This is a genomic window from Streptomyces sp. AM6-12, assembly GCF_044327085.1.
In the GTDB taxonomy this organism is placed as follows: domain Bacteria; phylum Actinomycetota; class Actinomycetes; order Streptomycetales; family Streptomycetaceae; genus Streptomyces.
Genome location: NZ_JBIQWN010000001.1, coordinates 4,722,416 through 4,744,091, shown reverse-complemented (window position 1 = coordinate 4,744,091; position 21,676 = coordinate 4,722,416). Strand labels below are relative to the sequence as shown.

19 protein-coding genes are annotated in these 21,676 nt (G+C 72.7%); 9 read left to right on the top strand and 10 right to left on the bottom strand.

Annotation, left to right across the window (positions count from 1 at the left end; all coding sequences use genetic code 11):
- The first annotated feature begins 5 nt into the window (after positions 1 to 5).
- The 4 genes from ACE4Q9_RS21535 (at position 6) to ACE4Q9_RS21520 (ending at position 2,597) form a co-directional block, all read left to right on the top strand.
- Positions 6 to 905, top strand: coding sequence for a ribokinase (locus ACE4Q9_RS21535; RefSeq protein WP_397985853.1), 900 nt, complete (start codon positions 6 to 8; stop codon positions 903 to 905).
- A complete protein-coding gene (rbsD, locus tag ACE4Q9_RS21530) occupies positions 902 to 1,282 on the top strand; it encodes a D-ribose pyranase (RefSeq protein WP_397985852.1) in 381 nt (126 codons plus the stop codon). Before ACE4Q9_RS21535 ends, rbsD begins: the two co-directional genes overlap by 4 nt.
- Positions 1,283 to 1,309: 27 nt before the next feature.
- Positions 1,310 to 1,726, top strand: a complete 417-nt coding sequence (locus ACE4Q9_RS21525; protein ID WP_397985851.1) for a DUF6221 family protein — start codon at positions 1,310 to 1,312, stop codon at positions 1,724 to 1,726.
- Between the two features lie 61 nt (positions 1,727 to 1,787).
- The gene (locus ACE4Q9_RS21520) at positions 1,788 to 2,597 is read left to right on the top strand and encodes a hypothetical protein (RefSeq protein ID WP_397985850.1); all 810 of its coding nucleotides are present in this window, start codon (positions 1,788 to 1,790) and stop codon (positions 2,595 to 2,597) included.
- A gap of 5 nt (positions 2,598 to 2,602) precedes the next feature.
- On the opposite strand, the gene ACE4Q9_RS21515 is transcribed toward ACE4Q9_RS21520, so the two are convergent.
- Positions 2,603 to 3,085: a hypothetical protein gene (locus tag ACE4Q9_RS21515; protein WP_397985849.1), complete on the bottom strand. Its 483-nt coding sequence runs from the start codon at positions 3,083 to 3,085 to the stop codon at positions 2,603 to 2,605.
- A gap of 211 nt (positions 3,086 to 3,296) precedes the next feature.
- Between ACE4Q9_RS21515 and ACE4Q9_RS21510 the strand changes: the two genes are divergently transcribed.
- Positions 3,297 to 4,511, top strand: a complete 1,215-nt coding sequence (locus tag ACE4Q9_RS21510) for an esterase/lipase family protein (protein ID WP_397985848.1) — start codon at positions 3,297 to 3,299, stop codon at positions 4,509 to 4,511.
- A gap of 13 nt (positions 4,512 to 4,524) precedes the next feature.
- Here the strand turns inward: ACE4Q9_RS21510 and ACE4Q9_RS21505 are convergent, their stop codons facing one another.
- From ACE4Q9_RS21505 to ACE4Q9_RS21495, 3 genes are read right to left on the bottom strand one after another with little or no spacing between them, the layout of a single operon-like run.
- Complete coding sequence (locus ACE4Q9_RS21505) at positions 4,525 to 5,322, bottom strand: sugar phosphate isomerase/epimerase family protein (protein ID WP_397987291.1); 798 nt, start codon at positions 5,320 to 5,322, stop codon at positions 4,525 to 4,527.
- Positions 5,323 to 5,354: 32 nt separating this feature from the next.
- Positions 5,355 to 6,506: a dihydrodipicolinate synthase family protein gene (locus ACE4Q9_RS21500; RefSeq protein WP_397985847.1), complete on the bottom strand. Its 1,152-nt coding sequence runs from the start codon at positions 6,504 to 6,506 to the stop codon at positions 5,355 to 5,357.
- Positions 6,503 to 7,657, bottom strand: a complete 1,155-nt coding sequence (locus tag ACE4Q9_RS21495; RefSeq protein ID WP_397985846.1) for a Gfo/Idh/MocA family protein — start codon at positions 7,655 to 7,657, stop codon at positions 6,503 to 6,505. Before ACE4Q9_RS21495 ends, ACE4Q9_RS21500 begins: the two co-directional genes overlap by 4 nt.
- A 262-nt stretch (positions 7,658 to 7,919) precedes the next feature.
- Between ACE4Q9_RS21495 and ACE4Q9_RS21490 the strand changes: the two genes are divergently transcribed.
- Positions 7,920 to 8,966, top strand: coding sequence for a LacI family DNA-binding transcriptional regulator (locus ACE4Q9_RS21490; protein WP_397985845.1), 1,047 nt, complete (start codon positions 7,920 to 7,922; stop codon positions 8,964 to 8,966).
- A gap of 919 nt (positions 8,967 to 9,885) precedes the next feature.
- Here the strand turns inward: ACE4Q9_RS21490 and ACE4Q9_RS21485 are convergent.
- A complete protein-coding gene (locus ACE4Q9_RS21485) occupies positions 9,886 to 11,313 on the bottom strand; it encodes an alkaline phosphatase family protein (protein WP_397985844.1) in 1,428 nt (475 codons plus the stop codon).
- Positions 11,314 to 11,487: 174 nt separating this feature from the next.
- Here ACE4Q9_RS21485 and ACE4Q9_RS21480 point away from each other — a divergent pair, with 174 nt between their 5' ends.
- Positions 11,488 to 12,282 (top strand): sugar phosphate isomerase/epimerase family protein, encoded by a 795-nt coding sequence (locus ACE4Q9_RS21480; protein ID WP_397985843.1) that lies wholly within the window; start codon positions 11,488 to 11,490, stop codon positions 12,280 to 12,282.
- Positions 12,283 to 12,323: 41 nt separating this feature from the next.
- On the opposite strand, the gene ACE4Q9_RS21475 is transcribed toward ACE4Q9_RS21480, so the two are convergent.
- From ACE4Q9_RS21475 to ACE4Q9_RS21455, 5 genes are all read right to left on the bottom strand, one after another.
- Positions 12,324 to 14,261 carry a glycoside hydrolase family 3 protein gene (locus tag ACE4Q9_RS21475; protein ID WP_397985842.1) on the bottom strand — a complete coding sequence of 646 codons (1,938 nt, stop codon included), beginning with the start codon at positions 14,259 to 14,261 and terminating at the stop codon, positions 12,324 to 12,326.
- 119 nt (positions 14,262 to 14,380) lie between these two features.
- Complete coding sequence (locus ACE4Q9_RS21470) at positions 14,381 to 14,770, bottom strand: hypothetical protein (RefSeq protein WP_397985841.1); 390 nt, start codon at positions 14,768 to 14,770, stop codon at positions 14,381 to 14,383.
- A gap of 140 nt (positions 14,771 to 14,910) precedes the next feature.
- Positions 14,911 to 18,636 (bottom strand): ABC transporter ATP-binding protein, encoded by a 3,726-nt coding sequence (locus tag ACE4Q9_RS21465; protein WP_397985840.1) that lies wholly within the window; start codon positions 18,634 to 18,636, stop codon positions 14,911 to 14,913.
- An 83-nt stretch (positions 18,637 to 18,719) separates the two neighbouring features.
- Positions 18,720 to 19,769 carry an esterase-like activity of phytase family protein gene (locus ACE4Q9_RS21460; protein ID WP_397985839.1) on the bottom strand — a complete coding sequence of 350 codons (1,050 nt, stop codon included), beginning with the start codon at positions 19,767 to 19,769 and terminating at the stop codon, positions 18,720 to 18,722.
- A 72-nt stretch (positions 19,770 to 19,841) separates the two neighbouring features.
- On the bottom strand, positions 19,842 to 20,759 hold the full coding sequence (locus ACE4Q9_RS21455) for a serine hydrolase (protein ID WP_397985838.1): 918 nt from the start codon (positions 20,757 to 20,759) through the stop codon (positions 19,842 to 19,844).
- A gap of 274 nt (positions 20,760 to 21,033) precedes the next feature.
- On the opposite strand from ACE4Q9_RS21455, the gene ACE4Q9_RS21450 reads away from it, so the two are divergent.
- Positions 21,034 to 21,270, top strand: a complete 237-nt coding sequence (locus ACE4Q9_RS21450; protein ID WP_397985837.1) for a hypothetical protein — start codon at positions 21,034 to 21,036, stop codon at positions 21,268 to 21,270.
- Positions 21,267 to 21,668 carry a hypothetical protein gene (locus ACE4Q9_RS21445; protein WP_397985836.1) on the top strand — a complete coding sequence of 134 codons (402 nt, stop codon included), beginning with the start codon at positions 21,267 to 21,269 and terminating at the stop codon, positions 21,666 to 21,668. The genes ACE4Q9_RS21450 and ACE4Q9_RS21445 overlap by 4 nt, the downstream gene beginning before the upstream one ends.
- Positions 21,669 to 21,676 lie beyond the last annotated feature (8 nt).

Here is a 21,676-nt window from a genome sequence, read left to right as displayed (position 1 = left end):
AACTGATGTACGACTACGACCTGTTGGTCGTGGGCTCGGCCAACGCCGACCTGGTGATCGGGGTCGAGCGGCGGCCGGCCGCCGGTGAGACGGTGCTCGGCGGGGATCTGTCCACGCATCCGGGCGGCAAGGGCGCCAACCAGGCGGTCGCGGCGGCCCGGCTGGGCGCCCGTACGGCCCTGCTGGCGCGCGTCGGCGCGGACGGCCACGGCCGGCTGCTGCTGGACTCCCTGCGCTCGGCCGGGGTGGACCCGGCGGGGGTGCTCGAAGGCGGGGCGCCGACCGGGGTCGCGCTGATCACCGTGGACCCGTCCGGGGACAACAGCATCGTGGTGTCACCCGGCGCCAACGCCCGCCTCACCCCGGCGGACGTCCGGTCGGCTGCCCCCCTGCTGCGGGCCGCGCGCGTGGTCTCGGCCCAGCTGGAGATCCCGCTGGAGACGGTGGAGGAGGTCGTACGGGCCCTGCCGTCCGGCACCCGCTTCGTGCTCAACCCCTCCCCGCCGCGCCCGCTGCCCGCCGAGGTGCTGGCCGCCTGCGACCCGCTGATCGTCAACGAGCACGAGGCGCGGGTGATCCTGGGCGAGTCCGCCGGGGCGGAACCCGAGGACTGGGCGCGCGGGCTGCTGGCCCTCGGCCCGCGCTCGGTCGTGGTCACGCTCGGCGCCCGCGGCGCGCTGGTGTACGACGGCTCGGGCGCGCGGCGGGTCGCGTCGGTGAAGGTCGACGCGGTGGACACCACGGGCGCGGGCGACGCGTTCACGGCGGCGCTGGCCTGGAGGCTGGGCACGGGCGCGAGCCTCGCCGAGGCGGCGGCGTACGCGGCCCGCGTCGGCGCGGCGGCCGTGACGAGGGCGGGGGCGCAGGAGTCGTATCCGACGGCCGAGGAGGTCGGACAGCTGTGAAGAAGTCGGGCATCCTGAACCGCCATCTGGCGGGCGCGCTGGCCGAGTTGGGGCACGGGGACGAGGTGCTGGTCTGCGACGCGGGCATGCCGATCCCGGCCGGGCCGCGCGTCGTGGACCTGGCCTTCCGGGCCGGGGTGCCGTCCTTCGCGGAGGTCTTCGCCGGCCTGGTGGACGAACTGGTCCTGGAGGGCGCCACGGTGGCGGAGGAGCTGCGCGGAGACCATCTGGACCTGGTGCGGCGGCAGTTCGCCCGCCTGGACGTCGTACCGCACGAGCGGCTCAAGGAGTTGTCGGCGACGGCGAGGCTGGTCGTGCGCACCGGTGAGGCGAGCCCGTATGCCAATGTGCTGTTGCGGTGCGGGGTGTTCTTCTAGGGACCGGGAAGGGGGGCGGGGCGCGTCATGGACGAACTCGTGCGGTTTCTGTACGCCCGGCTCGACGACGACACGCGGGGGGCACGCTCGGTGGTGGGCCGGGAGTGGGGCTTCGCCGCGGGGTGGGTGTTCGACGAGAGAGCGCGCGGGGTGTGCGAGGTCGGGGACGAGGAGACCGGCCGGTACATCGCGGGGCAGGACCCGGCGCGGGTGCTGCGCGGCGCGAAGGCGCTGAAGGGGATCGTGGACGCGTACGCGGAGGCGGCCCGGCGGCGGGACGCGGCCGTGGCACGGATCGGGGAGCGGGGGGACCGGGTGTCCGGCGCGGATCTGGACGCGTGGGACCGCGCCCAGTACCGGGCGGGCGTCCTGGAGGGTCCGCTCCGGCTGATCGCGCTGACGTACGCGGACCACCCCGACTACCGGGACGCATGGCGGCCGTAGACAACTCCTTTTCGTAGTCCGGGTGTTGAGCGCGGGCACCCACCGGTGTTTGACTTGGCCGGTGACTGCCATCGAGGGAGCGAGCGCTCTGGACCGGCTCGGGCCGGTGCTCAGCCGGCATCCGGTCGACCACCGCAAGCGGTGGGTGAACGCCGCCTGGGCCCTGCTCGTCGCCGTCCCGTCGGGCTGGCTCGGGGTGTGGGGCCTGTCCACCGCCGGCGAGGGGTCGGCCCGCGGCAACCGGGCCATCGGCCTGCTGATCGGTCTCGCGCTGGGCGCCGTATGGGTCGCGGTGACCCAGATCGTGCGGGCGCTGCGCGGCGAGCCCGGAGAGTACTTCGAGGTGCGGGAGCGGGGCCTGGTCCACGGGTCGCGGCGGGGCACCGCCTGCTGGACCTGGGACCGCGTCACTTCCCTTTACGTCGCGGGCGACGCCGTCAACCGCCTCGCGACCCGGCTGGGCAACGGCTACCGCATCGAGATCCTGTTCGCCGACGGCCGCCGGCTGCGGACCGACGGGCTCGCCGCGTACGCCGCGGACCTGGGGCGCGTGCTGCTGGCCCGCTGCCCGGACATCGCCCTGCGCCCGCGGGTCCCCTGGTGGGCGAGGGCGGGCGGACGGCTGCTGGCCGGGGCGGCACTCTGTGTGCTGGCGATCGTGGGCCAGGTTCTCTACATCGCGGACCACCCCGACCATGTGCACCGGGAGCAGACCGCCCTCGGCCCGGTCACGGTGACCGACGCACAGGGCATCAGCGACGCGGGCATCACCCTCCTGGCCGTCGGCATGATGGTGTGCGCGATCGCGGCGATCACCTTCGTCGTCCTCTATGTGCGGGGCCGGGCGTACCGGGGTGTGTCCGGCCGCTGAGCCCTTCACCGGGTGGTCGGAGCGGCGTTGGACTTCTTGACATCCTTCGGCGCGGGATTCACCAGCACGAGTCCCCAGGTGTCGTGCGGGCCGGGTCGCGCCGTGCTCTCCTCGGTGCGGGTCGGGCCGGTGAAGTGGAGGACGACGGGCTGCCGTACGGCGAAGTCCTCCTCGAAGTCGGCCGACACCTCGCCGCGGGCCGCCTTGCCGTACTCCTTGATCCAGGCACGCGCCGCGGGCCTCGCGTCACCGCCCTCGGTGTCCAGGGCGGCGACGCCGTCGACCTCACCGTCGGCCAGCCGCCACAGGAACTTCTGGACGACTTCCAGGCTGTCGGCGACCGGGTAGCCGGTGACGCGCAGGTGCGGGTGGTCCGCGTAGTCCTGCAAGTAGTCCGGGCGCTTGGCGGCACAGCCGGTCAGGGCGGCGCCGAGCACCAGCGGGATCACGAACGCGGTGGCGCGGCGACCGGTCGATATGGTGATCATCCGGTCAAGTTTCCACGATCGGCCGTGTGGCCGTCCCGGCCGGCCGCGTGCCTGCCGGTTCGCGCGCACGCACCCGCGGGGCGGGGCAAACGGTTCCCCCGCGGGTTCCATCCCATGTGATGAACCCGCAGGGCAACACGCCCGGCATCGCCCGGAGCCGGCCCCACCATGGCGGTGTCCGCCCTTTGCGACGACACCGAGGAGCACGACCATGTCGCCACAGGACGCCTCCGAGCCACAGCTCGCCGGACTGACCATCAGCGACCCGCTCGACCAGCGGGTGCACAACCCGGTCGACGTACCGCCCCCGGACAACGAGTGGAGCCTGCCGGAAGGCTTCGCGTGGGTCTTCCACGGGGAGGGGAACCGGGGCCTCGTCCGGCCGGTGATCATCTCCGACGGCTTCAGCCTCGGCCGGAGCGAGCTCGACAAGCTCTACCAGTTCCTGGAGAGCGACTTCCCCCTCGTCAGCGAGCTGCGCCGGCGCGGCAAGGACGTCATCCTGCTCGGTTACAACGAGCGCACCGCCGCGATCCAGACCAACGCCCAGGCGGCCACGGCGGCGATCCTGCGGGCCAACGCCGAGCGGCTGGGCGACGAGCGGCTGGTCGTCGGCGGGTTCAGCATGGGCGGACTGGTCACCCGGTACGCGCTCGCCCGGCTGGAGAGCCAGCGCATCGACCACCGGACCGGCACGTACTTCTCGTTCGACACCCCGCATCGCGGCGCCACCATCCCCGTCGGCGTCCAGGCGTTCTCGTACTTCATCCCGTTCCCGGGCAACGACTTCGCCCGGCAGATGAACAGCCCGGCCGCCCGCCAGATGCTGTGGCGGCACTACGACAAGGACACCGGCAAGATCGGGGTGGCCAAGGAGCGCCAGGACCTGCTGGAGGAGCTGGCGCGGCTGGGTGGCTGGCCCCGCATCCCCCGGCTGCTCGGGGTCGCCAGCGGACGCGGGGACGGCGTGGGACTGCCCGAGGTGCGGCCCGGCGAGACCGCGCTGCGCGTCGAGCGGATCTACCCCGGCACCACCTTCTACACCCAGGCCCAGGGCGACGACGTGACCGCCGCCTACCTCAACCGCCGCTTCCCGAAGGCCGAGAAGACGATCACCACCGACGGCTTCCCGGAACTCGACGGCGCGCCCGGCGGCACGCTCAACACGTACCGCATCCTCGCCAACGCGCTGGAGAAGGCCGGCGGCACGGTGGACCTGCGGCACCCGGACATCTGCTTCGTGCCCACGATCAGCGCGGTGTCCGTCCGCGACATCGGCCGGCAGGACGACCTGTACGTGGCGGTGGACGAACTCCCGCCGGACGAGAGCGACCTGGACGACTTCATCTGCTCGTCCACGACCACCACGCACACCGCCGTCACCGGGGAACTGGGCGGCTGGCTGCTCGACCGGATCACCTACTGACCCGGCGCCGGACTCAGGCGGCGTGCTCCAGGAAGCGCGCCGCCGTCTCCTTCAGCACCGCCCGCCCGTCCCGCGCCCACAACTCCTCGTTGAACAGCTCCACCTCGATAGGGCCCGAGTAGCCCGCCGCTTCGACGTACCCGCGCCACGCGCGCAGGTCGATCGAACCGTCCCCGAGCTGCCCCCGGCCGTTGAGCACCCCGGCGGGCAACGGTGTGGTCCAGTCGGCCAGTTGGAAGGCGTGGATACGACCCGCAGCGCCCGCACGGGCGATCCCCGCCGGGGCCCGGTCGTCCCACCAGACGTGGTACGTGTCCACGGTCACCCCGACCTGGTGGGCGGGGAAGCGTTCCGCGAGGTCGAGCGCCTGGGCCAGGGTCGACACGACGCAGCGGTCGGCGGCGAACATCGGGTGCAGCGGCTCGACGGCGAGGCGGACGCCGTGGGACTCGGCGTAGGGCGCCAGTTCGGCGAGGGCGTCGGCGACGCGTTCGCGGGCCCCGCACAGGTCCTTGCCGCCCGCCGGGAGGCCGCCGGAGACCAGGACCAGGGTGTCGGTGCCGAGCGCCGCCGCCTCGTCCACCGCGCGGCGGTTGTCGGCCAGGGCGGCGGCCCGCTCACCGGGGTCGATCCCGGTGAGGAAGCCGCCCCGGCACAGCGTCGTCACCTCCAGCCCCGCCGACCGCACCAGCGCGGCCGTCTTGGCGACGCCGTACGCTTGGACCGGCTCGCGCCACAGGCCCACCTTGCCGATGCCGAACTGGCGGCAGCCTTGCGTCAGTTCGGGCAAGGACAGTTGTTTCACCGTCATCTGGTTGACGGAGAGGCGGGCGAGGTCACCGGTCACTGCTGGACTCCGTACAGGGCGAGAAGGGTCTTCATGCGGTCCTCCGCAAAGCGGGGGTCCGGGAAAAGGCCCAGGCCGTCGGCGAGTTCGTAGGCGCGGGCCAGGTGCGGGAGCGAGCGGGCCGACTGGAGGCCGCCCACCATCGTGAAGTGCGACTGGTGGCCGGCCAGCCAGGCGAGCAGGACGACGCCGGTCTTGTAGAAGCGGGTGGGAGGCTGGAACAAGTGGCGGGACAACTCCACGGTGGGGTCGAGGAGTTCGCGGAACGCGCAGACGTCGCCGGTGTCGAGGTGGTGTACCGCCCGTGCCGCCAGCGGGGCGAGCGGGTCGAAGACGCCGAGCAGGGCGTGGCTGAAGCCCCGCGCGTCGCCCGCGATCAGTTCGGGGTAGTGGAAGTCGTCGCCGGTGTAGCAGCGCACGCCCTCCGGCAGACGGCGGCGCAGCCCGACCTCCCGGCGCGCGTCCAGCAGGGAGACCTTGACGCCGTCGACCTTGTCCGGGTGGGCGGCGATCACGTCGAGGAGCACCTCGGTGGCGGCGTCCAGGTCGGTGGACCCCCAGTAGCCCTCGAGCGTCGGGTCGAACATCGGGCCGAGCCAGTGCAGCACGACCGGCTCGGCGCACTGGCGGAGCAGGTGGCCGTAGACCTCCTGGTAGTCCTCGGGCCCGGTGGCCGTCGCGGCCAGGGCGCGGGAGGCCATCAGGATCGCCTGGGCGCCGGACTCCTCCACGACCGCGAGCTGTTCCTCGTAGGCCGCGCGGATGTCCGTCAGACTCCCGCCGGTGAGCTGGTCGGTGCCGGCTCCGCAGGCGATGCGCCCGCCGACCGCCTTCGCCTCGGCGGCGCTGCGCCGGATCAGTTCGGCGGCCGCCGGCCAGCCCAGGCCCATCCCGCGCTGGGCGGTGTCCATCGCCTCGGCGACCCCGAGGCCGTGCGCCCACAGATGGCGGCGGAAGGCGAGGGTCGCGTCCCAGTCGACGGCGGCGGGCGAATCGGGCGAGACGTCCGCGTACGGATCGGCGACGACATGGGCCGCGGAGAAGACCGTACGGGAGGTGAGGGCCGTACCGGGGGCGGCCCGGAAGGGCTCGGGGCGCGGCTCGTATGTCCGCAAGCCGCCGTGCAAGGAAGGGAGTTGGATGGTCACAGCGTGATCTCCGGCACCGCGATGCGGCGGCCCTCCGCCGCCGACTTCAGGCCCAGGTACGCCAGTTGGACGCCCCGCGCCCCGGCCAGTAGGTCCCAGTGGTACGGGGTGCCGGCGTACACATGCCGCAGGAACAGCTCCCACTGCGCCTTGAAGCCGTTGTCGAACTCCCCGTTGTCCGGCACCTCCTGCCATTGCTCGCGGAACGCCTCGGTGGCGGGGATGTCGGGGTTCCAGACCGGCTTGGGGGTCGCGGAGCGGTGCTGGACGCGGCAGTTCCGCAGGCCGGCCACCGCCGAGCCCTCCGTGCCGTCGACCTGGAACTCGACCAGTTCGTCGCGGTGGACGCGCACCGCCCAGGAGGAGTTGATCTGCGCGACCGCGCCGCCCGCCAGCTCGAAGATGCCGTACGCGGCGTCGTCGGCCGTCGCGTCGTACGGCCTGCCGTGCTCGTCCCAGCGGCGCGGGATGTGGGTGGCGGTCAGGGCCTGGACGGAGGTGACGCGGCCGAACAGTTCGTGCAGCACGTACTCCCAGTGCGGGAACATGTCCACGACGATGCCGCCGCCGTCCTCGGCGCGGTAGTTCCAGGAGGGGCGCTGGGCGTCCTGCCAGTCGCCCTCGAAGACCCAGTAGCCGAACTCGCCGCGCACGGACAGGATCCGGCCGAAGAAGCCGCCGTCGATCAGCCGTTTCAGCTTCCGCAGGCCCGGCAGGAACAGCTTGTCCTGGACGACGCCGTGCCGGACGCCCCTCTCCCCTGCCAGCCGGGCGAGTCCGAGAGCGCCGTCGAGGCCGGTGGCGGTGGGCTTCTCGGTGTAGACGTGCTTGCCCGCGGCGATCGCCTTCCGGAGCGCGTCCTCGCGGGCGGCGGTGACCTGCGCGTCGAAGTAGACGTCGACGGAGGGGTCGGCGAGCACCGTGTCCAGGTCGGTGGAGACGTGCTCCAGTCCGTGCCGGCCGGCGATCTCGCGGAGCGCGTGTTCACGGCGGCCGAGCAGGATCGGCTCCGGCCACAGCACGGTGCCGTCGCCGAGATCGAGGCCGCCCTGGTCGCGCAGGGCGAGGATCGAGCGCAGCAGGTGCTGGCGGTAGCCCATGCGCCCGGTCACGCCGTTCATGGCGATGCGCACGGTCGTCTTACGTGTCACGCAGGTCCCCTCCACGGGCCCTCACCGGGTCCTCTTCCGTGGCGCCGAGCGCCCTGTCCACCACTGCGACAATCGTCATAGCAAGCGCTTTCCACCGAGGAGGAAGCTAGCCTCGGGACGGCGGTCGGCACAAGACCTGTCCGGGTTCCGGTGCCCCTTTCCACCGGGAGGGGCGTCGGCGGGGCGTGGGAACCGAAGTCCTGTTCAGGCCGTCTACCTGCCCTGACGAGACGACGATCGGCGCGACCGGAGGACGACGAGAATGACCGTGACCCTGGCGGACGTGGCCGCGCGCGCCCAGGTCTCCCCCGCGACGGTGTCGCGCGTGCTGAACGGCAACTACCCGGTCGCGGCGTCGACCCGCGAGCGGGTGCTGCGCGCGGTGGACGAGCTGGACTACGTCCTCAACGGGCCCGCGAGCGCGCTGGCCGCCGCCACGTCCGACCTGGTCGGCATCCTCGTCAACGACATCGCCGACCCCTTCTTCGGGATCATGGCGAGCGCGATCCAGGCGGAGATCGGGGGCACCGGGGGCCGGGCGGGCGGCGAGCGGCTCGCGGTCGTCTGCAACACGGGCGGTTCGCCGGAGCGGGAGCTGAAGTACCTGACGCTGCTGCAACGGCAGCGGGCGGCCGCGGTCGTGCTGACCGGCGGCGCGGTCCTGGACGCGCCGCACGCGGCGGCCGTGGCGGCGAAGCTGCGCAAGCTCGGGGAGGGCGGCACGCGGGTGGTGCTGTGCGGCCGGCCCCCGGTGCCGGACGCGGGGGCGGTCGCGCTCAGCTTCGGCAACCTCGGCGGAGCGCGGGCGGTGACCGAGCATCTGGTGGGCCTCGGGCACCGGCGGCTCGGGTGCATCGCCGGGCCCGAGGAGCGCTCGACCACGCGGCACCGGCTGGAGGGGCATCGCGCCGCGCTGGCCGCGGCGGGGATCGGGGAGGACCCGCGGTGGACCGTGCACGGGCGGTTCGACCGGCGCTCGGGGTACGAGGGGGCGCGTGAGCTGCTGCGCCGGGACCCGTCGTTGACTGCCCTGGTCGCCGCGAACGACTCCGTCGCGGCGGGGGCGTGCGCCGCCCTGCGGGACGCCGGCCTGCGCATCCCCGAGGACGTGTCCGTCACCGGCTTCGACGACCTCCCGGTGGCCGTGGACGTCGTACCCGGACTGACGACGGTCCGCCTGCCACTGGCCGAGGCGGGAGCGCGGGCCGGGCGCGTCGCCATGGGCCGGGAGGAGGCACCGGCCGGGGGGATGGCCGAGGTGCGGGGGGAACTGGTCGTCAGGGGGTCGACGGCGGTGGCGCGGGGGTGAGCGGGGCGGCCTGGTGGCGGCCGTGAAGGGCGGCCGGAAGCCGATCGGGTACTCGGCGCCGGCGTGCGCGGGCCGAAGAGGCTGGTAACCGAATGCGGCAGCCGCTCCCGGCACCGCCGGGGGAGGTGGGGGCCGTCCTCGGTGGTGACCTGCGCCGGGAGGCCGTCGATCGTCACCTGGACGCCCCTGGGACCGGAGTTGCCGGTGGCGCTGATCGGCAGGCGGGCGCCCGGCCTGTCGGCGGGCCGTGGAAGACGGCCGTGCCCGCGCCCCCGGTGGAAGCCCGGTCACGCCACTCGTGTCACCCGTGCGCACTGCCACCGGCGCGTCCCCGTCGGGGGGAAGCTTGCGACCGCCCGGGTAGTGCGCCGCGCGTCCGCACGGGCCCGCGTTCCCGTGCGGACGCGCCCACGGGCAACCACTGTCACACGCGGCCCCAGGACCACCACCCGGCCCTGCACAGGGAAGTGCACCACGCGGCCGACAGGCCCGACTCCCCGTCCGGACGCGCCACGGGCAACCACTGTCACGTGCGGTGCCAGGACAGCCATCCGGCCCCGCACGGGGAAGTGCGCCGCACGTCCGCACGGGCCCACGTCCCCATGCGGCCGCGCCCACGAGCAACCACCGTCACGTGCGGTGCCAGGACAGCCATCCGGCCCCGCACGGGAAAGTGCGCCACACACCCGACAAACCCGCGACCCCATGCCGACGCGCCCACGAGCAACCACCGTCACACGCGGTGCCGGGGTGGCCGGCCGGATTCCCTGTCGGTGCGCCACGCGGTCGGCCTGCCCCCCGACGCGCAGGGCTCCCACCGGGGGGCGCGGCCGGCCGGGTTCGGTGCGGTCGTGCCCCGGTGACCGGTGGGAGTCGTCCTGGTGGCCCGGGCCGCCTCGTCCGGTGGGCCCGGCCGCCCTCAGACCTGGGGCCGGTGGCCCTGTTCCTGGTGCGGGTAGGTCTGGTCGGCGGCGGGCAGGCGCGGTGCGGGCAGCGTCGCCACCCCCTCCTTCGCCTTCTTGAGCTGAGCCGCCGTGCCCGCGGGCAGCCGGGGTGCGCGCGTGGCGCTCCGGGAGAAGCGGAAGGCGCTGGTGAGGTCGCCGAAGGTGTGCCGCCGCCAAGCGCTGACGTTCGGCTCCGCGACCCCGGTGAAGCGCTCCAGGAACCGGAGGGCCGAGGTGTGGTCGAAGGCTTCGGTGGCGACCCAACCGCCCACCGTCCAGGGCGAGATGATGATCGCCGGGACCCGGAACCCGCCGCCGATGGGGAGGCCGCCGATGAACTCGTCCCTGGTCCCGGCGGGCGGGGTGGGCGGGGCGACGTGGTCGAAGAGGCCGTCGTTCTCGTCGTAGCTGAGGATGAAGGCCGTCTTGCGCCACACCTTCGGGTTGGCGGCGATGGCCTCGATCTTCGACGCCACGAAGTCCGCGCCCGCGGCGGGCAGATAGTCCGGGTGCTCCGACTGGTGGCTGGTCGGCATGATCCAGCTCACCGCCGGCAGCCGGTCGTTGCGGGCGTCGTCCTCGAAGGAGCCCGCGGGCCGCGGGCGCACCCCGCGCTCGTGGAGGGCGGAGCCCGGCTTGGCCTTCTGGAACGCGGCGAACTGCTCCAGCATGTTGCAGCCGTAGTCGTCGTCCTGCCGGTACACCTGCCAGCTGACCCCGGCCGCCTGGAGCCGTTCGGCGTACGTCGTCCAGCGGTACGGCGCCGGCGCTGCGTTGCTGATGACCGGGCCGCCCCTGGTGCCGCCCGGATCGATCGTCCCCGTCATCCACATCAGGCGGTTGGGCCAGGTGGGGCCGAGGACCGAGCAGAAGTAGTTGTCGCAGACGGTGAAGGTCTCCGCGAGCGCGAACTGGAACGGGATGTCCTCGCGCGTGTAGTACCCCATGACGTAGGGGCCGTTGGCACCGTCGGCCTCGCGGTGGGCGGGCAGCCACCGGTCCATCTTGCCGTGGTTCCACGCCTGGTGCTGCACCGACCAGGCGTGGCTGGTGGACGGGATCACCTGGGCGCTGGACTTGCGGGTGTCGAGGTGGAAGGGCAGCAGATAGCCCTTCGGGTTCTCGGCGTCCGGCTGGTAGAAGACGCTGCGCCCGGTGCCGAGCCGTCGCGCGCGCGGGTCGGCGAAGCCGCGTACGCCGGAGAGCGTGCCGAAGTAGTGGTCGAAGGACCGGTTCTCCTGCATCAGCAGGACGACGTGCTCGATGTCGTGCAACGAGCTGCGCCTGGGCGCGTCGGCGGCGACCGCCTTCTGGACGCTCGGCGGGAGCAGGGAGAGGGCCGCCGCGCCGCCCAGCGCTCCGGCGCCCGAGCCCAGGAGTCTGCGTCGAGTCAACTCTGCCATGTATCGACCTTCTTGTGGGTCTTTGCGGACCGGATGAGCGGTCGATCCCTACCCCGGCAGATCGGGTGACATCGGTTGCCGGCGAAAAAGCGGCAATACCTGGGTTCTTCTTGGAGAAGTCGTGACATTGCGGCGCGACGGGGGGCGCCCGGCGGGTGAGTAGGCTCGTTGTGCATGAAGCTGGCGTTCTCCACTCTCGGTGTCCCCGGCCTGCCCGTCCCGGACGTCCTGGCGCTCGCGTCCGAGCACGGCTACCACGGTGTCGAACTGCGCGCCCACTCCGAGGAACCGGTCCATCCCGGCCTCTCCCCCGCCGAACGCGCCGACACGGCGGCCCTGTTCAGGAGTGCGGGCATCGAACCGCTGTGCGTGGCCGGGTACGCGCGGGTCGCCGTGCCCGGTGACGACGCGGCCGTGCTCGGCGAGCTGCGGGGGCTGCTGCGGCTCGCCCACGATCTCGGCGCGCCCTTCGTCCGGGTCTTCCCCGGAGGGGAGGGCCCGCAGGAGGAGGCCGACGCGATCGCGGCCCGGCGGCTCGGGACCGCCGCCGAGGACGCGTCCGCGCTCGGGGTGCGGATCCTGCTGGAGACCCACGACTCGCACCGCACCGGCGCCGGCGCCATCCGGGTGCTGGGCCCGGTGGGGCACCGGCAGGTGGGGGCGTTGTGGGACGTGATGCACACCTGGCTGGGCGGCGAGCAGCCCGCGCAGACGTATGCGGCGCTCGCCCCCCACCTGGGATATGTGCAGGTCAAGGACATCGCCTCGGCCGAGGACACCACCCCGCTGCCGCCCGGCGCGGGCGTGCTGCCGCTCACCGAGTGCGTGGAGGTGCTCAGCCGGGGCGGCTGGGACGGCTGGCTGTGCTGGGAGTACGAGAAGCGGTGGTACGAGCGGGCCGCGCCGCTGCCCGGCCTGCTCGCCGCGGGCCGCGATCACCTCGTACGACTGCTCGGCGAGGCCGCGTAGCCCGGTACCCCCGTCCGTGCAGCCCGGTGCCTCCGTCCGCCTCAGTAGCTCAGGCCGTGGCCGATCGGGTACAGCACCTGGCTCGGGTCGTCGGCCCGCTGCACCGGCACCGGCAGCCTGCCGCGCGGCTTGACCCGGCCGGCGATCACCCGGGCGGCGGCGCGCAGTTCGACGTCCGTCCAGCAGTACGACGCCAGGCAGGCCCGGACCGAGGGGAGCTGGGCGATGTCGTACGGGTTGCGCAGGGCGAGCGCCACCACGGGCTTGCCGGTCGCCAGCAGCCGCTCCACCAGGGTGCGTTGGGAGCTGCCCGCCGTCACGTTGTAGGTGCCGACCACCACCGCGTCGGCGTTCCGGGCGACGGCCACCGCCTTGTCGATGGTCGCGGCGGACGGACTCGTACCGGTGGACAGCGCGGTCGCGGCGAAGCCCGCCTCGGTGAGGGCGGCGGCCAGCACGCCGGTCGGCGGGCCCGTCGTGCCGGACGGGGAGTCCGGGTCGGCGCCGACCACCAGCAGGCGGGGCTCCCGGCGCCGGTCGAGGGGCAGGATCGCGTCCTCGTTGACCAGCAGGGTCGTCGTACGGTCGGCGATGCGCGCGGCCGCGGCCAGGTGGGACGCGGTGCCCACCACCCGGTCCACGCCCGCCCGGTCCGCGTACGGATCGCCGAACAGGCCGAGCCGGGACTTCAGCCGCAGGATGCGCAGCATCGATTCGTCGAGGCGGGCCTCGGTCAGCTCGCCGTCCTGGACGGCCTTCAGGACCGCGTTCCAGGCCAGGTCGATGGAGGGCGGGTCGAGCAGCTGGTCCACGCCGGCCTTCAGCGCGAGCACCGGCACCCGGTCGTCGCCGTACTTGGTGCGCACGCCCTGCATGCCGAGGGAGTCGGTGATCACCACGCCGTCGTAGCCGAGTTCACCGCGCAGGATGCCGGTGAGGATCGGCTCGGAGAGGGTGGCCGGGTCGCCGGAGTCGTCCAGGGCCGGGAACTGGATGTGCGCGGTCATGATCGAGTCGATGCCCGCCGCGATCGCCGAGCGGAACGGCACCGCGTCCAGCTTTTCCCACAGCTCCCGGCTGTGCGTGATGACCGGGAAGCCGTAGTGGCTGTCCACAGAAGTGTCCCCGTGGCCCGGGAAGTGCTTGGCGGTGGCGGCGACGCGGGCCGACTGGTAGCCCTCCACCTCGGCCGCGACCAGCTCCGCGACCGCCGCCGGGTCGGCGCCGAAGGAGCGCACCCCGATGACCGGGTTGGCCGGGTTGACGTTCACATCGGCGTCGGGCGAGTAGTCCTGGTTGACGCCGAGGGCGCGCAGTTCGGTGCCGGAGATACGGCCGACGGTGCGCGCGTCGGCGGCCGAGCCGGCCGCCCGTCTCCCGCCCCCGTCCTCGCGGGGCAGCGCTTCGCGCCCTTTCGCTCCCGCCCCGATCGCCATGGCGCCGGGGAACAGGGTGGCGGGCGCGCCCACCCGGCACACCGCGCCGTGCTCCTGGTCGGTGGCGATCAGCATCGGCAGGCCCCGCGGCTGCTCCAGGGACGCCTTCTGGATGCCGTTGGACAGCTCCGCGATCTGGTGCGGGTTCCGGGTGTTGTGGGTCCAGGTGAAGTAGATGATCCCGCCGACCCGGTACTTCCTGATCAGCTCGGCCGCGGTGCGCACGCCCAGCTCGCTGAGGTTGGCGTCGATGTCGGCCTGGTCGGGGGCGGTGGCGGAGGCGCCGTAGACCCGCGACACGAACAGCTGGCCGACCTTCTCCTCCAGGGACATCCCGGAGATCAGGGCCTTGAGCCGGCGCTCGTCGGGGGTGGCGGCGCGGGCGGTGGCGGCGCGGGCGGTGGCGGGGACGGTGAGCGCGGCGGTGATTCCGGCGCCCGCGGCGAGGACCGTACGCCGGGACAGCCGGGTGCCGCCGTCCCCGTCCCCGGTGTTTCCTGTGCCTCTCTTGCTGGTGTCGCTTCCCGTGCTGGTGTCGGGCACGTGCGCTCCTTCCCAGAGGAGAACTGCTGAAGGAAACTTCCAAGGAGTCACGAATATCCGGGAAGTTTCTTTCCGTCAAGGGAAGGCGCGGGAGCCAGCGTGTCGGTGGGCCCGGCGGCTCAGCAGAGGATCCAGCCCGAGCTGACGCTGCTCTGGCCGACCGCGCCGCGGACCCAGACACAGCGGTGCCCGGCGTGCACGGTCACCGGACCGGCGTGGTGGAGGTAGTGGCCGGTGTCCCTGGCCGGGCGGCTGCCGCGGGCCTGGACGCTGACCGACATCGCGCGGACGGTGCCGGGGACGCGGGCGACCGTCATGGCGCAGACGTAGTCGCCGCTGCGGTAGACACGGGTGACGCCCGAGGCGAAGGAGAGGGTTCTGACCTGCTGCCCCGAGCAGGCGCTGGGGGCGGCCTGTGCGGTGCCGGAAGCCGCGAAGGCCAGCAGCCCGGCCGCGGCCAGCAGGGCCGGGCCGAGCGTGAGTCGCCGGCGTATCGCGCCCTTTTCCACGTGTTCGTCCTCCCCGTAGCGTGTCCAGGCCGTCCCCCGGCGGCCGTACGCATGTACGACGCAGGGGTGTGTCGGATGGTTGCACGGCCGTCACCGGCGCGCACCGGCGGGGCTCGGCGGACCCGGCCGCCCCCGGCGGCTCAGCGGACCGCGCCCACCGGCTCCTCCGGCTCGGAGCGCCCGGCGAAGGTCCGCCACAGCTCGGCGTACCGGCCGCCGAGGGCGAGCAGTTCCTCGTGGGTGCCGTCCTCGGCGACCCGGCCGTGGTCCATGACCACCACCCGGTCGGCACGGGCGGCGGTGGTCAGCCGGTGGGCCACCACCAGGGTGGTACGGCGGCCCGCCAGACGGTCGGTGGCCTTGTTGACCTGGGCTTCCGTGGCGAGGTCGAGCGCGGCCGTGGCCTCGTCCAGGAGCAGGATGTCCGGGTCGACCAGTTCGGCGCGGGCGAGCGCGATCAGCTGGCGCTGGCCCGCGGAGAGGTTGCGGCCGCGCTCGGCGACCTCGTGCAGATAGCCGCCGTCGAGGGTGGCGATCATCTCGTGCGCGCCGACCGCCCGCGCGGCCGCCTCCACCTCGGCGTCGGTGGCGTCGGGGCGGCCGTAGGCGATGGCGTCCCGGACGGTGCCCGGGAACAGGTACGCCTCCTGCGGCACCACCCCGAGCCGGTGCCGGTACGCGGTCAGGTCCAGGTCGCGCAGGTCGGTGCCGTCGACCGTGACCCGCCCGGCCGTCGGGTCGTAGAACCGGGCCACCAGCTTGACCAGCGTGGACTTTCCGGCGCCGGTCTCGCCGACGAAGGCGACGGTCTGGCCCGCGGGGATCGTCAGGTCGACGTCCGCGAGGGCCGCTTCGCCGTCGCCGTACGCGAAGCGCACGTGCTCGAAGGCGATGTCGCCGCGCAGCGAGGTGACGTCCCGCGGCCGCTGCGCCGGCTTGGTGGAGGTGGGCTCGCGCAGCAGTTCCTGGATGCGGCCGAGGGAGACGGTGGCCTGCTGGTAGCCGTCGAAGACCTGGGAGAGCTGCTGGACGGGGGCGAAGAAGAGGTCGATGTAGAGGAGGTAGGCGACCAGGGCGCCGGTGGTGAGGGTGGCGGCCTCGACCCGGCCCGCGCCCGCGATCAGCACGGCGGCCGCGGCGACGGAGGACAGCAGCTGTACGAACGGGAAGTAGACCGATATCAGCCACTGGCCGCGCAGCCGGGCGGCGCGGTAGCCGTCGCTGCGCTCGGCGAACCGCCGCCCGCCGTCCCGCTCGCGGCGGAACGCCTGCACGATCCGCAGCCCGGACACGGACTCCTGGAGGTCGGCGTTGACCGCCGAGACGCGCTCGCGGGCGAGTTCGTACGCCTTCACGCTCGCCCGGCGGAAGAAGAAGGTGGCGATGATCAGCGGGGGCAGCGTGGTGAACACGACCAGCGCGAGCTGGATGTCGAGCACCAGCAGGGCGACCATGATGCCGAAGAAGGTGACGACCGAGACGAACGCGGTGACCAGACCGGTCTGGAGGAATGTGCTCAGCGCGTCGACGTCGGTGGTCATGCGGGTCATCACCCGGCCGGTCAGCTCGCGCTCGTAGTAGTCGAGGCCGAGCCGCTGGAGGTGCGCGAAGATCTTGAGCCGGAGCGTGTAGAGGACGCGTTCGCCGGTACGGCCGGTCATCCGGGTCTCGCCGATCTGCGCGGCCCACTGCACCAGGACCACCAGCAGGGCGAGCAGCGAGGCCGACCAGACGGCGCCGATGGCCAGCTTGGTGACGCCCGCGTCGATGCCGTGCCGGATCAGCACCGGCAGGACCAGGCTCGCGCCCGCGTCGACGGCGACCAGCGCGAGGCTGACCAGCAGGGGCAGCCCGAAGCCGTGCAGCAGGCGGCGCAGTCCGTAGGAGTCCTCGGGGCGTACCGCCTTCTCCTCGTCGACGCCGGGGGTGTCGGTGGCCGGGGGCAGGGCGGCGACCCGGTCGAGGAGCTCGGGGGTGGCGGGGGTGCCGGCCAGCGCCGTGTCCTTCGGCGCGCGGTCGCCGGTCCACAGGCGGGGGGTGACGCCGCGCTCGGCGTCGTACTCGGCGTCCAGCTCGGCGCGCAGGCCCGCGTCGTCCTCGGCCGGCTCGTCGCCCGGCGGCGTGTGGCCGGGCGAGACGCCGCCCAGTTCGTCCGGGTCGGTCAGCAGCCTGCGGTACAGGGCGGAGCGCCGCTGGAGCTCCTCGTGGGTGCCGAGGTCGGCGAGCCGGCCGCGGTCGAGTACGGCGATGCGGTCGGCGAGGTTCAGGGTGGAGCGGCGGTGGGCGATCAGCAGGGTGGTGCGGCCCCGCATGACTTCCTTGAGGGCCTCGTGGATCTCGTGTTCGACGCGCGCGTCCACGGCGGAGGTGGCGTCGTCCAGGACCAGCAGGCGGGGGTCGGTGAGCAGGGCGCGGGCGAGCGCGACGCGCTGGCGCTGGCCGCCGGAGAGGGTGAGGCCGTGCTCGCCGACCTTGGTGTCGTAGCCCTCGGGCAGTTCCCGGATGAAGCGGTCGGCCTGTGCGGCGCGGGCGGCGGCCTCGATCTCGTCCTGAGTGGCGTCGGGGCGGCCGTACGCGATGTTGGCGCGGACCGTGTCGGAGAAGAGGAACGAGTCCTCCGGGACCAGTCCGATGGCGGCGCGCAGCGAGGAGAGGGTCAGCTCGCGGACGTCGTGGCCGCCGACGAGGACGGCGCCGTGGGTGACGTCGTAGAAGCGCGGCAGGAGCAGGGAGAGGGTGGACTTGCCGGAGCCGGAGGAGCCGACGACGGCCAGCGTCTCACCCTGGCGTATCTCGAAGCTGAGCCCGTCCAGGACCTTGGCGTCCTCGGCGTACCCGAAGGACACGCCGTCGAACTCGACGGTCGCGGGCGCGTCGGCGGGCAGCTCCAGGGTGCCGTCCTTCATGGTCGGCTCGGTGTCGATCAGCTCCAGGACGCGCTCGGTGCCGGCGCGGGCCTGCTGGCCGACGGTGAGGACCATCGCGAGCATGCGGACCGGGCCGACCAGCTGGGCGAGGTAGGTGGAGAAGGCGACGAAGGTGCCGAGCGTGATGTGCCCGCGCACCGCGAGCCAGCCGCCGAGGGCGAGCATGGCGACCTGGCCGAGCGCCGGGACGGCCTGGAGGGCGGGGGTGTACTTGCTGCTCAGGCGGATGGTGCGCAGCCGGCCGGCGAACAGCTTGCGGCCGACCTCGCGCAGCTTGCGGGTCTCCTGCGCCTCCTGCCCGAAGCCCTTGACCACGCGTACGCCGCTCACCGCGCCGTCGACCACACCGGCGACGGCGGCGGCCTGGGCCTGGGCGTACCAGGTGGCGGGGTGCAGCTTGGTGCGGCTGCGCCGGGCGATCCAGCCGAGCGCGGGGGCGACGGCGAGCGCGACGAGGGTCAGCGGCAGCGACAGCCACGCCATGATCACCAGGGAGACCAGGAACAGCAGGACGTTCCCGATGGTCATCGGGAGCATGAACAGCAGGCCCTGGATCAGCTGGAGGTCGCTGGTGGCGCGGCCCACGACCTGCCCGGTGGACAGCTCGTCCTGGCGGCGGCCGTCGAGGCGGGTGATCGTGTCGTACATCTCCGTCCGCAGGTCGTGCTGGACGTCGAGGGCGAGCCGGCCGCCGTAGAAGCGGCGGACGTAGGTGGCGGCGTAGACGAGGACGGCGGCGGCGACGAGGGCGCCCGCCCAGGGGGCCATGGAGCGGGTGTGGGCGCCGATCACGTCGTCGATGATCACCTTGATGATCAGGGGGACGACGGCGGTGACGGCCATGCCGGCGAGCGAGGAGCCGAGGGCCAGGACGACGTCCTTCGGATAGCGCCAGGCATAGCCCGCGAGCCGTCGTGCCCATCCCCGTTGTGGTCCCACGCGGTGCCTCCCGATCGTCGTACTTATCCGGAAGGCACCAACGCGGGCGGGGGGTGATTTCATCCCGCCGTAACAATCGGCCGTCAGGCGCGCACCCGCAGGTAATAGAAGCGTGTGGTCTGGGCCGGGTTCTGGTTGTCGTCGCTGACCAGGAGGACCGTGAGGCGGCCGGTGCGGTCGCGGCCGGTGATGGTCATGCCTTCGATGTTGTCGAGGAGCGGGTTGGGCTGCGGCTGCCTGGTGGTGGCGCCGAGAGAGGGGCAGGCGGCAAGGTCGGCGAGCAGCGTCTTCCCGACCGGCCGGACGCCGCGCTGCCCGGTGAGGTTCTCGATGCCGCTGGTGTCGGTGGCGTGGCGCGGGTCGGCCAGGTAGAGGCGGACGGTGTTGCCGACACCGGCGGTGAAGCCGCGCTCCAGGACGAGGAGGCGACCGTCGGGCGTGGCCTGCACCTCGGGGACGCCGAGTCCGGGGTCGATGCGGTACGCGTACTGCGCGCCGAGCCGGAAGTGGCCGCCCTTCGTCCGGGTCCAGGTCTGGAAGCGGACGAGGCCGGGGTCGTCGCCCGCGATCGGCTCCTCCATGGACGCGAGGAGGGTGTGGCCGCCGGGCAGCAGGGTCAGGCCCTCGAAGGTCTGGTTGGCGGTGGCGCGGCCGGCGGGGGCGACGAGGAGGCTGGACGGCACGGGGAGCCGGTCGAGGATCCGGCCGTCGCGGGAGTAGCGGCGGATGGAGGGCTCGGTCTCGGAGGTGACGAGGCGGGTGCCGTCGCCATCGATGACGAGGCCCTCGGAGTCGAGGTCGGCGCCGTTCTCGTCGGCGAGGTGGACGGCGGACCGGGGCGCGAGGGTCTTCGCGTCCAGGCCGAAGAGGAAGGACCGGTCCGCCAGGGCGGCGAGCGAGCCGTCGCGGTCCACGGCGAGGGCGGAGAAGTTGCCGACGAAGGTGCCGTCGTACGTCGTCTTGTCGAGCGCGTCGGAGAAGCGGTCGAGGGAGACGCGTGGCGAACAGGCGTGGCTCGCCGACGGGTTGGACGCGGAGCCGGTGGGCGGGGCGGCGGCGGGCCCGGCGGCGGTCAGCGTGGTGACGGCCGCCAGGCCGGCGGTGACGGTGGCGATGACATGTCTCAGTCGCATGGTCGGTCACCGTATCCGCTGGTCAACTACGGCTGCACAACCATGAGTTGACGACGCACTGAGAAATCCCGGCTACTGCGCGGGCGTGGCGACGAACGCCTCACTCGGCCTGCTGGTGGGGACGTAGCGTGCCGTCTTGGCGGTGGTCGGCACGAGGTCCTTGTGGATGGCCTTGGCGACGTTCTGGATGGTGGTGACGCCGTAATCCATGGTGCTGTTGTCCTGGGTCAGCACGGACATCATGTAGTCGTGCCCGGCGCCGTTGAAGGTGCCCAGGCTGTGCACGCGCCAGCCATGGGTGGAGCGCTGGAGCCAGCCGTTCTTGACGTGCACGGAGACGGTGGACGGGGCGCCGGCGGGGGTGCCCCACCGCTGGTCGGAGACGACCTTCCCCATCAACTGCTGGATATAGGCACGCGAGTTGTCGCCGAGCACGCTGTTCTTGGCGGTGACGAGCTGGAGCAGCTTCTGCTCGTCGGCGACGTTCTCCTGGGTCAGGCCCCAGTAACCGTCCGCGCCCGGAACGGTCTTGGTCATCTTGGCGGCGGCCAGGAAGCCCTTGATCTTCGTGAGGCCCAGCTGCTTCCACAGCTTGCTGGTGGCGTCGTTGTCCGACTGGGTGATCATGCGGGTGGCGAGCGAGGCCTCGGTGCTCGTCAGGTACCGGTTGTGCTTCTTGGCGTCCCACAGCAGGGTGGCGAGCACGGTGACCTTGACGGTGCTGGCCGAGTCGTAGGCGGTGGTGCCGCGCAGGGTGCAGGTGGTCTTGGTGCCGCGGTCGTACAGGCCGAGGGCGACGGTGCTCTTGCGGTTCGCGAGCGCTGCGGTGATGTCCTTGGTCAGCTTGGCGGCGAGGCCGGCCTTGCCCGACGTGCAGCTCACGGCGGGCGTGGTCGCGGCGGCCGGGGTGGCGGCGGCGACGGTGGGTATGAGCAGCGCGGCACCGAGCGCCGCGACCGACGCCTTGCGCCGGCTGAAGCGGTGGGTCATATCGGGGTCCCCCTGGGAACGACGTGTGTGCGCACCCCTGGTGGGCGCGTACGGCCCTTTGACTCGCAGGGGTGGTCGGAAGTTGCACACATGTTCTCAAGGGGCGTGTTCCAACTGACCAAGAGGTGCCACCCTTCGTCCATGCCGGAGCCGGGGCTTGTGGAGCACAGGGTGGGGCACGAGGCGCAAATGGCCTTGTTCCGGTCGCAGTTTTCCGACCAGCCGGGGTGACCGCCCGACCGGTGCCTGTCGCCGCTCGCTAGCATCTCCCCTCATGGTCGCAGGGGTCGTCACTATCGGGCTGGCGTTCGTCGGCTGCGTCGTCACCTATCTCAACGGGTTGCGGCTGTCGCAGCGCGAGGAGCGTCTCGCTCGGGTGAACCGCCAACTCAGCGACCTCTACGGCCCTTTGTTCGCCCTCACGGAAGCCAGCACCCGGATTTTCGACGCGTTCATGGAGCACACCGCCCACCGAGGAGGAGCTGGCCGAGTGGCGGTGCCGCCAAGATGAAGATGCTCGGTTTCTTCCAGGAATTGGATCCAGGATATTCCATGTCCTGGGGAGGAACTATCCCTAAGCCTGGATCGGGGACGGATAAGTACCCAGTCCGTGGTGTCGTCGACTACCTCGAAGCCGGCTACCCAATCTTCGACGTAACCGAGTTGACCATCGATGCCATCGGCGGCGCCTTCCGCGTTCCGGGCGGCTCGTCAATCCTCACAGACGGAGTTTTCGTCTGGCGGGAGGATCTGTCCTCATACATCGAGCGGTACCACATCGATCTCCCTCGAGATTTCCTTGCGGCCATCCAGAAGAACGAGTTCAGCATCCCGGCAGTCGACCAGGAGACACTACTGAGCATCTCGGCAGAAGCGAGCCGGATGCTGGGTTTCCAACCGCGCCCGTGACACGAGAT

Bases quoted from the DNA above. Each gene is read 5' to 3' on its own strand.
- ACE4Q9_RS21535 (WP_397985853.1), top strand. From the start codon at position 6: ATGTACGACTACGACCTGTTGGTCGTGGGCTCGGCCAACGCCGACCTG.
- ACE4Q9_RS21525 (WP_397985851.1), top strand. From the start codon at position 1,310: ATGGACGAACTCGTGCGGTTTCTGTACGCCCGGCTCGACGACGACACG.
- ACE4Q9_RS21515 (WP_397985849.1), bottom strand. From the start codon at position 3,085: ATGATCACCATATCGACCGGTCGCCGCGCCACCGCGTTCGTGATCCCG.
- ACE4Q9_RS21510 (WP_397985848.1), top strand. From the start codon at position 3,297: ATGTCGCCACAGGACGCCTCCGAGCCACAGCTCGCCGGACTGACCATC.
- ACE4Q9_RS21505 (WP_397987291.1), bottom strand. From the start codon at position 5,322: ATGACGGTGAAACAACTGTCCTTGCCCGAACTGACGCAAGGCTGCCGC.
- ACE4Q9_RS21490 (WP_397985845.1), top strand. From the start codon at position 7,920: ATGACCGTGACCCTGGCGGACGTGGCCGCGCGCGCCCAGGTCTCCCCC.
- ACE4Q9_RS21485 (WP_397985844.1), bottom strand. From the start codon at position 11,313: ATGGCAGAGTTGACTCGACGCAGACTCCTGGGCTCGGGCGCCGGAGCG.
- ACE4Q9_RS21480 (WP_397985843.1), top strand. From the start codon at position 11,488: ATGAAGCTGGCGTTCTCCACTCTCGGTGTCCCCGGCCTGCCCGTCCCG.
- ACE4Q9_RS21460 (WP_397985839.1), bottom strand. From the start codon at position 19,769: ATGCGACTGAGACATGTCATCGCCACCGTCACCGCCGGCCTGGCGGCC.
- ACE4Q9_RS21455 (WP_397985838.1), bottom strand. From the start codon at position 20,759: ATGACCCACCGCTTCAGCCGGCGCAAGGCGTCGGTCGCGGCGCTCGGT.
- ACE4Q9_RS21450 (WP_397985837.1), top strand. From the start codon at position 21,034: ATGGTCGCAGGGGTCGTCACTATCGGGCTGGCGTTCGTCGGCTGCGTC.
- ACE4Q9_RS21445 (WP_397985836.1), top strand. From the start codon at position 21,267: ATGAAGATGCTCGGTTTCTTCCAGGAATTGGATCCAGGATATTCCATG.